This is a genomic window from Pseudothermotoga thermarum DSM 5069 (assembly GCF_000217815.1).
Classification (GTDB): Bacteria; Thermotogota; Thermotogae; order Thermotogales; family DSM-5069; genus Pseudothermotoga; species Pseudothermotoga thermarum.
In genome coordinates, this window is record NC_015707.1 from 2,028,202 (window position 1) to 2,039,943 (window position 11,742).

The following is an 11,742-nucleotide window of genomic DNA, read 5'->3' on the forward strand; positions in this document are numbered from 1 at the left end:
TCTTTTCTTTGTAATTTGAGCTTCACTTTGCATACGCGACTGAGCGTTTTTCTCTTATAACCACAACCTTCAAAACTCCTGGATATTCAACTTCTTCTTCTATTTTCTTGGCTATTTCGTAAGCGAGTTTTTCAGCTTCGGCATCGTCGACTTTTTCAGGTTCAACGATTACCCTGACTTCTCTTCCAGCTTGGATTGCGTAAGCTTTTTCGACGTTTTTGAAGCTCATCGCTATCTTTTCCATCTTCACGATTCTTCTTATGTAGTTTTCCAAGCTCTCGCGTCTTGCTCCAGGTCTTGCTGCGGACAAAGCATCAGCTGCTGCGACCAAAACTGCCTCTGGACTTGCTGGATCTTCTTCGCCATGATGGCACATTATCATATTGATGACATAATCAGGTTCTCCATAACGTCTTGCGATTTCTGCACCGATTTCGGTGTGCGAGCCTTCCACCTCGTGGTCCAAAGCTTTGCCAATATCGTGTAGAAGTCCTCCTCGTTTGGCTTTTTCAACGTCCAAATCCAGTTCCTCGGCCATCAACGCTGCAAGATGGGCAACTTCTATCGAATGATCCAAAACATTTTGACCATAACTTGTTCTGTATTTGAGTTTTCCAAGCAGTTTAACAAGTTCTGGATGTAATCCTGTAACACCCGTTGCAAAGGTTGCCTCTTCACCAGCCGCTTTGATGGCTTTTTCCACCTCTTGTTTTGCTTTTTCGTACATTTCTTCAATTCTTGCAGGATGTATTCTTCCATCCGCAACGAGTTTTTCCAAAGTAAGCCTTGCTATTTCTCTCCTTATCGGGTTGAAGCTTGACAAAACAACCACTTCCGGTGTGTCGTCGATTATCAAGTCAACTCCAGTTATTTTTTCGAAGGTCCTTATGTTTCTACCTTCACGTCCGATGATCCTTCCCTTCATCTCGTCTGAAGGTAGACTTACGGTGGAAACGGTTATTTCTCCAACGTATTCAGGTGCATATCTTTGTATAGCCGTTGCTATGATCCTTTTTGCCTCTTTTTCGGCTTCTTCTTCATACCTTTCTTTGATCTGTTTGAACATAATTGCAAGGTCGTGTTCATAGCGTTCTTTTGCTTGCTGTAAAACTATTTCTCTTGCTTCTTCAACGGTCATGCCAGCAAGTTGGGTTAGTTTTTCGCTGATTTCCTTTTCCTTTTGTTCGAGAATCTTTTTCTGCGATTCAAGTTGGTTCTTCAAGAGTTCAACGGCAGCTTCTTTTTTCTCAACCACTTCTTCTCGCTTTGAAATAAGTTCCTCGCGCCTCAAAAGTCTTTCTTCTAAAGCTCTTAGCTCTGCTTCTCTTTTCCTTCGCTCTTCTTCAAATTCTTCCTTCATTCTGTGAATTTCTTCTCTTGCTTCGACGATCGCTTTTTTCTTCATTTCTTGAGCTTCTTGTTCTGCTTTCTTTAAAATTGCCGTTGCATCCTGTTGAGCAGCCTTTATTCTTTTTTCTATTCCTGATTTGGCAACAAGATATCCAACAAAAATTCCGGCAAGTGCACTCACTGCCACGAGAACTATCGTCATTCGTCAGCACCTCCTACTTCAGTGTCTAAAAGTTCTAGAAGATCTGGTGTAAAACCCCTTCGAAACAAATACTCTCTGGCTTTAGACTTGTCAACCCTATGAAGGTTTAAAATTCTTTTCATGATTTGCAACACATCGTTTTCCCTCAAGACCTCATCTATGGCTTTTTCAACGGTTGCTTCGTCAACTTTCAATTCTTTCAACTTCATCTTGATCCTGAAAGGTCCGTATCCTTCAACGTTCAGCATGTGATCTGCGAAAAGTTTTGCAAATTTTTCATCGTTTATTATTCCTTTTTTCTCCAGCTCTTGGATGACTTTTTCGACGATTGCTTCATCAAATCCAGCTTCAAGGAGCCTTATTTTCAGCTCCCACTTTGAACGTAAGCGGTATTTTAAAAGTCTTTTAGCGCGTTCAAGGGCTTTTTCGAACATTTGTTCATCCATTGTCGGCTCTTTTGATCAAAGGCAAGTTGTATTTTTGCCTGATTTTGTTTTCAATTTCATCGGCAATCTGTGGATTTTCTTGCAAGAAAGCCACAACGTTGCTTTTGCCTTGGCCAAGGGTGTATTCCTTTCCGGAATCGGATACGTAGAAGAACCAGCTGCCTTTTCGTTGTATCAAACCTTCCGCCACGCCGACGTTGAATATCTCGTTTTCCCTCACGATACCCTTTCCATAGATGATGTCAAAATCGGCTTTTTTGAACGGTGGGGCGACTTTGTTTTTCACGACCTTTGCGTTGACGGTGTTTCCGATTATTTCCGTTCCTTCTTTTATCGGTTCTCCTTTTCTGACCTCGATTCTCAGCGAAGCGTAGAACTTCAACGCAAGTCCACCAGTGGTGGTTTCTGGGCTTCCGTACATAACGCCTATTCTCATGCGTATTTGGTTTGTGAATATCACAATAGCCTTGGAGCGGCTGACGCTTCCTGCTATTTTCCTAAGAGCTTGTGACATCAACCTTGCTTGAAGTCCAACCTGCAGATCTCCCATGCTTCCTTCTATTTCCACTCTTGGTACCAACGCTGCAACGGAATCAACCACAACCAAGTCGACTGCGTTACTTCTTACGAGTTCATCTACTATTTCCAAGGCTTGCTCTCCATAGTCAGGTTGGGATATCAGCAAGGTTTTAAGATCAACGCCAAGAGCCTTCGCATAGGTTGGATCCAAAGCATGTTCTGCATCGACTATTGCAGCTATCCCTCCAAGCTTTTGCACCTCTGCTATTGCGTGAAGAGCAAGCGTGGTTTTTCCACTTGCCTCTGGGCCGTATATCTCCACTATCCTGCCTCTTGGATATCCTCCAACTCCTGTTGCTATATCTAAAGCCAATGAACCTGTTGGAACAACTTCAACAGGTGTAACCTGGGTTTCTTCCCCCAAGATCATTATCGAACCTTTTCCAAAGGTGGTCTCGATTTTCTTTATGGCTTTTTCCAAGACCTCGAGTTTTTCCTTTTTCTCTTTTTCATTCATACTTGATTACGCCTCCTTCGAATTGGCATTCGTACAACTTTTTATAAATTGGACCTGATGGCGTTAGCGTTGAAGAATAAACGGCAAATCTGTCAACTGCAACCAATATTGGTTCGTAGGTTATATCCTCCAAAAGCGCTTTCCACGCTGGCGGAAGAGGATCTTTCACCCTGCCGATGGTTATGTGGGGGGTGAACTTCTTTTCAAAGGAAAAGTTGTGCTTTGAAAGCTCTGCCTCCATTTCTTCGTAAAGTTTTTGAAGGGCTTGGTTTGTTCTAACACCAAGCCATATCACCGCAGGTTTGTTGTTTTTGACGAAATACCCCAGTTTTTCAACGTGGTAGTAAAACGATGGGAAACCTTTTATTCGATCGTAAAGATGCCTCGTTATCTCGTCAACCTTTTTTGGATCAACCTCACCAAGGAAAAACAGCGTTAAATGTACATTTTCCCTGCTGACCCAATTGGCTTTAAAGCCTCTTCGCATCAGTTTTTCAACAATTTGCATGGCGACGTCTCTGACCTGTTCGTTGACATCAATTGCTATGAAAGTTCTCACCTCGATCCCCCCAGTGCAGTTTTGTTCTGGTAAACATAAATAACCAGCGACAAAATCGTCAAAAATGCACTCAAGTAGATCAACAAAGCAGTAAACCATTCAAGTTTGAGTCCAAAGGCATTTGAGAACAAAACGAAAATTAAAAGAATCATTTGAACGAATGTTTTCGCTTTTCCATAAATGTTTGCTTGAATGACAACACCGTTGTTTGCAGCAAGGATCCTCACCGCACTTATGACTGTATCCCTTGATACGAAAAGAGCAACAAGCCAAGCTGGAACCTTCGGTATCAAAGCTATCATGACGCCGTTGACGAAGACTTTGTCTGCTATTTGGTCGAAAACTTTTCCAAAGTTTGTCACTTGGTTCAACTTGCGAGCTGCTAAACCATCGAAATAGTCGGTTAAGGCGCCGACGATGAACAGAAAAAGCGCCGGTTTCCAATGGCCAAGGGCTATGATCGGAAACATCGGTATGATCAAAAACATTCGAAAAAGTGTTAAAAAGTTTGCCAGGTTCATTCCACTAACACTCCCTTCAGATCATATTCCGTGGTGGAAGTTATCAAAACGGTGTAGAAATCTTTTGGTTTTATTCTCTTTGTTTTCTCCACCAAAACAACCCCATCGATTTCTGGTGCATCCAAATGGCTTCTACCGATGTAATAGTTTTTGTTGGAAGATTCTACAAGGATACGAAGCTTTTTGTTTAAAAATCGCTTCAACCTTTCTTCGGAAATTTCGCTTTGAAGAAGCATTACTTCCTCTTGCCTTTGACTTGCCACTTCGTGTGGGACTTTTTCGGGAAATTGGCTTGCAACTGTTCCTTCTTCTTCAGAGTAAATGAAACAACCAAGTCTGTCGAACTTTGCTTCTTGCAGAAAATTCAAAAGTTGTTCAAAATCTTCGTCGGTTTCACCTGGAAAACCAACTATGATACTGGTTCTTATCGCACTGTCTGGATTGATTTTTCTTATTTTTTCTATCAGTTCCAAAAGCTGTTCTGCTGTTTTTGTCCTTCCCATTCTTTTCAAAATTTTGTCGCTACCGTGTTGCACGGGTATATCGAGGTACGGCAAAACCTTTTCCAAACCAAGCATCGCTTCAATGATTTCATCCGTCAAATGATCGGGATGAAGGTACATCACCCTTATGGTGAAATCTTTTTCAAGTTTGTTGAGCCTTTCAAGAAGCGTTGGAAGGGAAGGTTTACCGTAAAGGTCAACACCGTAGGCGGTTGTATCTTGCGCCACCAGGATTAGTTCTTTCACGCCTTGTTCTATGAGTTCTGCGGCTTCTTTTTCTATACTTTCAAGCGTTCGACTTTTGAAAGCTCCTTTGAAGGCCGGGATAGAGCAAAAAGTGCAGGCTCTATCGCAACCATCGGCGATTTTAATGTAAGCAAAGGTTTTTCCCTTTTCACACCTTGACGATTCTTCGTAAACGGTGATGGGATCTTTGACAAGGAACTTTACGCGGTTTTCAACAGCATCGGCAACTTCGCTTGGGGGTAAAATCCCGTACCAAGCGTCAACTTCAGGTATTTCCTTTGCAAGTTCATCGGCGTACCTTTGAACAAGACAACCCTTTACACAAAGAAAAAAGTTGTGCTTCGATTTAAACTGCGCAAAGGTTAATATTTCGTCTATTGCTTCCTTTTTTGCATCTTCTATGAATGCGCATGTATCTATTATTATTACATCGGCTTTTTTTGCATCCTTTACGATCTCATGGCCCCGGTGGCGTAGTATCGCCTCCAGGACATTGCAATCTGCCTCGTTCTTTGGACAACCTAAAACCTTTATTCCTATTTTCATTGATTTCATCACCCTTTAGCAACCGTTTTCTTTTCTCGATGTAAAGTTTGCGGATGTGTTCAAGTTCTTTTTTGTAAACCTCGCTTTGATAATTTGGATAGGTAAATTCCCAATGTCTAAATTCACCAGACAAGTACATCAAAGTCACTTCTGCGTAAATGCCGTTTTTCAAATAGATCCTGTTTGCCCAAGGCTTTGTTGAAGCCAAGACAAAATTCATGTGGTGAACATAACCCGGATCAAGGTTGAACCTTCTTTTTCCCTCAACTGCGTATTTTTTCTCAAGCCAATTCGTGTAGATTTTTACATCCGCTAAAAGTGATGGATGTATTAACTTTTCAAAGCTCAAAAGCTTTCCAGTCAAATTAGATCCCAATTCGTCGTTGTAATAAGCTGTGTAAATTCCAAATGGTAGTTCTGGTGAAATGTAATCGATCGGTCCAAATTTTTCTTCAAGTTCTCCTCTTAACTCGTTGATCCAATAGTCCACGTATTGTGAGAATATGAAAATCACAAGGTTTACAAGCTCAACTTTCTTTATTTCTCCCACACGATCACCTCGAAGTTCTCAGCCAAAATTCTCCATTCTTTGGACATTGTTCTAATCGCGCAAACACCTTTGTTGTTGGTGACCTTGTACCTTTTACCAACCTGCAGCAAAACGGTTTCGTTTGGATTCAAAGCAAGTCCTTCGAAGTAAACCACATCGTTTGACAAGTTGATGAACTTTATGTTCATGTTCTTCAAGGTTTTGAAGAAGTTATAACCTGAGTAAACAAAAAAGATCAACGAAGCTGCAAATAATCCAACCAGCAAAAATTTTCCAAGGTCACCGTTTAAAAAACTTTTTGAAGTTGGCTTTGGTTCAACTTTTTTTGGTTCATATACTTCAAGGATTTCTTCCGGCTTTAGCCCGACCAACGTTGCATACTCTTTAATGTACTGTTTGACATAAAACGGTGCATCGACTCGGTCAAAGGCACCTTCTTCGATCATTCTGATCTTCCATGCCGGTATTTTTAAAGCTTCGGCTACTTGCTCAACGCTTAAATCTTTTTCTTCTCTGGCATTTTTCAACTTTTCCCCTATGGTTTTCCACTTTTCCACTTTCACCACTTCCCAGTCAATAAAAATTATACCAGCTCAAGTTCTCTTAAGCCATCCGTTGACAAAAGATGTTTACCGGGATTTTTAAGACAACGTTCGATAGCCGAAAGCACCAACAACTTGTGAGTAGGATTTTCAACGTAGTCTATCGTGTCTCCGTCTATTATCAAAGTGTTTGAATGATCAGTTTCGTTGAACGTTTGGTCGTAAAAAAATTTGAGTTTTTCCCAATAGCTTTTTTCAACGTTTATTTCGTAATGCCTTCCACGCTTTTGGATTCTTTTTACAGCGGTGTCCACACTACACTTTATGTAGACAAGAAGCTTGCTTGGTTGAACGATCTTGTTAAAGGTTCGATAGAAACTTTCGTATATTTCGTACTCCAATTCGTCCAAAAGTCCTAGCTCTTTTTGCATTTTCACAAACACAAAATCGCCCATCATCGAGCGATCCATGACGGCTTTTTCAACGGAATTTGCTTGATTTATCTGTAAAAATCTCTTGTGCAAGAAAAAAAGTTCCATGGTCAGGCACCATCTTCTTTTGTCTGTGTAGTACCTTTCTAAAATTCGATCCGCGATGGGATCCCCCATTTCGTAAAATCCTATCATACCCATTTCTTTTTCGAGAATTTCAACCAATGCGGTCTTACCTGCACCAACTGTTCCCTCAACGACTATCTCCAGCATTTCTTACACTCCTTTTTACGCTTTTACCATCGTACTCGCAGATCACTTTTCTTTTCGACTTTAAAAGTTCTTTGATCAAATCGTCCAAACCTTCGAATTTTTCATCGATATTGTCTGTGTTAACGACAAGGAGTGATGACAAATTGTAATTCGCAAAGTATTCTTCGTAGCATTGGTTCAAAACATACCAATAGTTTTTGTCAACCTTCAGCTCCCAGCTTCGTCCTCGCTTTTCAATCCTTTTGATTGCCGTTTCAGTTGAACATCTCAAATAAACCATCAACCTTGGAGCAGTTGCAAGTTTAAGAAGAGTTGTATGTAGATCTTTGTATATCTCGTACTCTAAATTGGTTAACTTGCCACACTTCAGCAAAGTCAAAGGAAAAATATGATCGCAGAATATCGATCGATCCATTATTACATCGACTTTTTTCTTTGCAAGATCCATTTGTTCAAATCTTTTTGTCAAAAAATAAATTTGAAGTTGAAATCCCCATTTGGCTGGATCTGCGTAGAATTTTTCGAGTATTTCAACCAATTTTTGATCCGATAGTTCGTATATTGGTTCCAAATTCAGCTTCTTCGACATCACCTCGATGAAAGTAGTTTTCCCAGCACCAACAGTTCCTTCCACAATCACTTTCGGCTTCACACAATTTCCCCCAATATCCTTTTCAAATCTTCGTGGATCGATTTGACACTCGCCAAAATCTCGCCTTTTTCAAGATCAAAATCACCTTTTATTCCACTGATTTGAATACCACTTTCGCTGGCTATTAAAACTCCTGCGGCAATGTCCCAGGGTTTTAAACCGATTTCCCAATATCCGTCGAGCCTTCCGCAGGAAACGTAGCATAATTCAACTGCTGCAGAACCAAGAATTCGAACCTCTTGGACAACCTTTGAAACCTCATAGATACTTTTAAAAGTCCAATCGAACAAATTTTGATCGTAAGGTATACCGGTGACAAGCAAAGATTCCTTCAAAGACGGTTGACGTTCGTTGTAAATTCGTTTTCCATTTAAAAATGCTCCAAAACCTTTTTTCGCGTAGAAAAGTTCATTGCTGAAAGGAGCGTAGACTGCCGCTTCAGTTATCTGTCCTTTGTCAAGTCTTGCTATGCTTACACCAAAAAACGGCAAAGAGTGTGAATAGTTCAAAGTACCATCTATTGGATCGATCAAAAAAACTTTCTCGGCATAAGGTATGGATTTTCCACCTTTGCCTTCCTCAAGTACAAATATGGCGTCGGGAATCTTTCTTTTTATAATCTCAACGATCATTTTTTGACAAGCATAATCCACATCGGTTACCACGTCGGAGAAGTGGGATTTAACATCTATTTTCTCTATCTTCCCCAATTTTTCAAGCGCAAACTTTCCAGCTTTCACAGCGGCTTCACAGATGACTTCCACGTTTTCTCAACTCCTCCTTGACTTTGAAAAGTTCATCCCTCAATCTTGCGGCATCTTCGTATCTAAGTTCACTTGCCGCTTTGTACATTTCTTCTTCAAGCAAAGCTGCGTAATCTTCCAGCGGCAAATCTTTGGCAAACTCTAGATAATCTATTTTCTCTTTTTCCATGAATTTTTCAAATATCTCTATCTCCAAAGGCTTTACGATTGGCCGCGGTGTTATTCCATGCTCTTGGTTGTATTTTATTTGTATCATCCTTCTTCGGTTGGTTTCTTTTATTGCCCTTTCCATGGCCGGAGTGATTCTGTCTGCGTACATCAAAACTTTTCCATTCAAGTTTCTGGCAACCCTTCCTATTATTTGTATCAACGTTGTTTCAGATCTAAGGAATCCTTCCTTGTCGGAATCAAGAATTGCCACAAGCGAAACTTCTGGAAGATCGAGTCCCTCTCTCAAAAGGTTTATTCCCACTACAACGTCCACGTCTCCTCGCCTGAGTTTTTTCAGTACCTCCATTCTTTCTATGGCGTCGAGTTCAGAATGAATGTAAAGCGCCCTTATACCAAGTTCTGTCAAATACTCGCTCAGTTTTTCCGCAGTTTTCTTCGTCAGAACAGTTACCAAAGCCCTTTCGTTTCTTTCGATTACTTTTTTTATCTCGCTCACAAGATCATCTATTTGATGTCTTGTTGGCCTAACTTCGACTTCTGGATCGACAAGCCCGGTTGGCCGGATTATCTGCTCAACTATTTGTTCGCTGACTTCGTATTCAAAGGGACCAGGTGTTGCGGACACGAAAATTATCTGGGGAACCTTTTGCAAAAATTCTTCAAAGGTCAAGGGACGGTTGTCAAAAGCCGAAGGAAGTCTAAATCCATATTCAACAAGGTTTTTCTTCCTAGAATACTCTCCTCGCCACATGGCTCTCAGTTGTGGAACTGTGATGTGTGATTCGTCGATGAAAACTATGAAATCCTTGTCGAAGTAGTCTATCAAAGTGTAAGGAGGCTCACCAGGTTTTCTGCCGTCGAAGTGCCGCGAGTAGTTTTCTATCCCAGGACAGTACCCCAAAGTGGAAAGCATTTCTATATCGTAATTTGTTCTTTGTTCCAATCTTTGAGCTTCCAGAAACTTTCCTTGAGAACGAAGCTGCTGCAGCCTTTCGGCAAGTTCTTCCTTTATGGATTGAATGGCTCTGTTTAATTTTTCTTCCGTTGTTATGAATTCAATGGCTGGATAAATAGTTATTTTCTGGAAAACTTCTATTGTAGATCTGTTCAATTTGTCAAAGGTTTCTATTCGATCAATTGTGGAGCCAAAGAATTCTATTCTTATGCCTTCGTCTTGGTACGTTGGAAAGATTTCAAGGACATCTCCTATCAATCTAAAGCATCCTTTAACTGTTATATCACTGCTTCTTTCATAGCCTATTCTTGCAAGTTTTTGTGCTATGACATGTGGGTCAACCTTATCCCCAACTGAAAGCTGTATGTTCATGGTGTCAAAATCCGCTGGATCTCCTGAAGCGTATATGCAAGAAACACTCGCAACGACGATAACGTCCCTTCTTGTCCTAACGGATTTAAACGTCGACATTCGCATTCTCACTATGACGTCGTTTATCGAAGCGTTCTTTTCTATGTACAGATCCTTCGAAGGTATGTAGGCTTCGGGTTGGTAGTAATCGTAGTAGCTTATGAAGTACTCAACTTTGTTGTAGGGGAAAAAAGATTTGAACTCACCGTAAAGCTGTGCCGCAAGAGTTTTGTTTGGAGATATCACAAGCGCGGGTCTGTTGACCCGCGCGATGACGTTTGCCATGGTGAACGTTTTGCCACTGCCTGTTACCCCAAGTAGGGTTTGAAATTTGTAACCTTTCTTTATTCCCTCGACAAGCTTTTCTATAGCTTGTGGTTGATCTCCTGTGGGTTCGAATTCGCTGACAAGTTTGAACACCTTTTTACACCTCTGGTGGTGTGAGATATATAAGACTGTTCAAAAATTTGGTTATTTCAACAGCTTCTTTCCTTGTTGGTTTGACGTTGTTTATGATTTCCAAAGCCGAAACAGATTTGCCATAGAAATCTTTGTTGGCTTCCTCGTCTACTTGTATGATTGATCCTTGCAAGGAAAGACCTGCAAAAAATCCTTTGCTTACAGAGTAAGAATACACCGAAGCTTGCATTTTGTAATCGGTATCAGCCGCCAACGTTCTTCCAAGTGGACCTGCTGCCACACTCACGCTACCACCGAGAGTTACACTACCTGAAGCAAAAGCTTCGACGGCTTTTCGATTCATCAGAACAAGTACAAGTCCAACATTTTGCACACCAATCTGTGGTCCCAAGCTTAATCCTGTCAATTTTGTGAAGATTGGTCCAAACCATTCTCCACTGACAGGATCTCTTCTGAAAACAAAACCTTCTCCATACTGACCACCTATGGCGAAGATTCCTACTTTAAACAGCGAAGGGTAAACGGCTATTCCCTCAGCTTGTCTTAAAAGGTCTATGAAAGCCCCACTGTCTGGAATGTTTGCAAGTTCCTTGAGAATGTCTAAGCCAGATGTTAACCTTTCAACTGCGCTTGCTCCAAAGAAAAACGTTGGAACAAAAAGAATGACAAAAACTAGCTTTTTCATGTTGTTCACCTCCTCTTGATTTAGTTTATCACACGTTGGAAGGCAACTTGTTTTAACAAAAGCAAAACCTTCAGCTGATAACGCAGTTAGAAAGGTACCGAAAAATTGGTTTGTATTTTGGCTTTAAGGTTTTGTATAATAAAGTAGGTTTCCATTCAAACAGGGAGGTGTAGCAATGAGGGTTAGGGTTGACGAAGCTGCATGCATAGGCTGTGGAGTTTGTGAGAGTCTTTGCCCAGAGGTTTTCAAACTTGGAGACGATGGAAAGGCAAAGGTTATCCAACCTGAAACAGAACTTGATTGTGCAAAGGATGCTGCAGACAGTTGCCCAACAGGCGCCATAACCGTTGAATGAGTCAAAAAGAGGCGGTAGACCCGCCTCTTTTTTTTTCTTTGTCTGTCTTTTTCTTCTTGTGTAGGAAACTTTTTAGAACATAAACATTTTTGTTCCTTGATTAACAACCACCCTGGATTCATAA

General features: G+C 41.0%; 14 protein-coding genes. 1 reads left to right on the forward strand and 13 read right to left on the reverse strand.

Annotated features, from left to right (window positions below; translation table 11 throughout):
• Positions 1 to 22 precede the first annotated feature (22 nt).
• From rny to THETH_RS10195, 13 genes are read right to left on the reverse strand one after another with little or no spacing between them, the layout of a single operon-like run.
• Complete coding sequence (gene rny / locus THETH_RS10135) at positions 23 to 1,552, reverse strand: ribonuclease Y (RefSeq protein ID WP_013933247.1); 1,530 nt, start codon at positions 1,550 to 1,552, stop codon at positions 23 to 25.
• On the reverse strand, positions 1,549 to 1,998 hold the full coding sequence (locus THETH_RS10140) for a regulatory protein RecX (RefSeq protein WP_013933248.1): 450 nt from the start codon (positions 1,996 to 1,998) through the stop codon (positions 1,549 to 1,551). The genes rny and THETH_RS10140 overlap by 4 nt, the downstream gene beginning before the upstream one ends.
• Entirely contained in the window at positions 1,991 to 3,034 is a 1,044-nt protein-coding gene (gene recA, locus THETH_RS10145) for a recombinase RecA (protein WP_013933249.1), read from the reverse strand. Before recA ends, THETH_RS10140 begins: the two co-directional genes overlap by 8 nt.
• A complete protein-coding gene (thpR, locus tag THETH_RS10150; protein WP_013933250.1) occupies positions 3,027 to 3,593 on the reverse strand; it encodes an RNA 2',3'-cyclic phosphodiesterase in 567 nt (188 codons plus the stop codon). Before thpR ends, recA begins: the two co-directional genes overlap by 8 nt.
• Positions 3,590 to 4,114, reverse strand: coding sequence for a CDP-diacylglycerol--glycerol-3-phosphate 3-phosphatidyltransferase (pgsA, locus tag THETH_RS10155; protein WP_013933251.1), 525 nt, complete (start codon positions 4,112 to 4,114; stop codon positions 3,590 to 3,592). Before pgsA ends, thpR begins: the two co-directional genes overlap by 4 nt.
• Positions 4,111 to 5,409 (reverse strand): 30S ribosomal protein S12 methylthiotransferase RimO, encoded by a 1,299-nt coding sequence (gene rimO, locus THETH_RS10160; protein ID WP_013933252.1) that lies wholly within the window; start codon positions 5,407 to 5,409, stop codon positions 4,111 to 4,113. Before rimO ends, pgsA begins: the two co-directional genes overlap by 4 nt.
• Positions 5,321 to 5,959, reverse strand: a complete 639-nt coding sequence (locus THETH_RS10165) for a DUF4416 family protein (RefSeq protein WP_013933253.1) — start codon at positions 5,957 to 5,959, stop codon at positions 5,321 to 5,323. The genes rimO and THETH_RS10165 overlap by 89 nt, the downstream gene beginning before the upstream one ends.
• A complete protein-coding gene (locus THETH_RS10170; protein WP_013933254.1) occupies positions 5,947 to 6,516 on the reverse strand; it encodes a helix-turn-helix domain-containing protein in 570 nt (189 codons plus the stop codon). Before THETH_RS10170 ends, THETH_RS10165 begins: the two co-directional genes overlap by 13 nt.
• 26 nt (positions 6,517 to 6,542) lie before the next feature.
• Positions 6,543 to 7,205, reverse strand: a complete 663-nt coding sequence (locus THETH_RS10175; RefSeq protein ID WP_013933255.1) for a deoxynucleoside kinase — start codon at positions 7,203 to 7,205, stop codon at positions 6,543 to 6,545.
• Positions 7,186 to 7,857, reverse strand: coding sequence for a deoxynucleoside kinase (locus THETH_RS10180; protein WP_013933256.1), 672 nt, complete (start codon positions 7,855 to 7,857; stop codon positions 7,186 to 7,188). The genes THETH_RS10175 and THETH_RS10180 overlap by 20 nt, the downstream gene beginning before the upstream one ends.
• Positions 7,854 to 8,621, reverse strand: a complete 768-nt coding sequence (locus THETH_RS10185; RefSeq protein WP_013933257.1) for an inositol monophosphatase family protein — start codon at positions 8,619 to 8,621, stop codon at positions 7,854 to 7,856. Before THETH_RS10185 ends, THETH_RS10180 begins: the two co-directional genes overlap by 4 nt.
• The gene (gene uvrB / locus THETH_RS10190) at positions 8,605 to 10,578 is read right to left on the reverse strand and encodes an excinuclease ABC subunit UvrB (RefSeq protein ID WP_013933258.1); all 1,974 of its coding nucleotides are present in this window, start codon (positions 10,576 to 10,578) and stop codon (positions 8,605 to 8,607) included. Before uvrB ends, THETH_RS10185 begins: the two co-directional genes overlap by 17 nt.
• A gap of 4 nt (positions 10,579 to 10,582) precedes the next feature.
• Positions 10,583 to 11,263: a lipid-binding SYLF domain-containing protein gene (locus THETH_RS10195; RefSeq protein WP_013933259.1), complete on the reverse strand. Its 681-nt coding sequence runs from the start codon at positions 11,261 to 11,263 to the stop codon at positions 10,583 to 10,585.
• 175 nt (positions 11,264 to 11,438) lie between these two features.
• Between THETH_RS10195 and THETH_RS10200 the strand changes: the two genes are divergently transcribed.
• Positions 11,439 to 11,618, forward strand: a complete 180-nt coding sequence (locus THETH_RS10200; protein WP_013933260.1) for a ferredoxin — start codon at positions 11,439 to 11,441, stop codon at positions 11,616 to 11,618.
• The last annotated feature ends 124 nt before the right edge of the window (positions 11,619 to 11,742 follow it).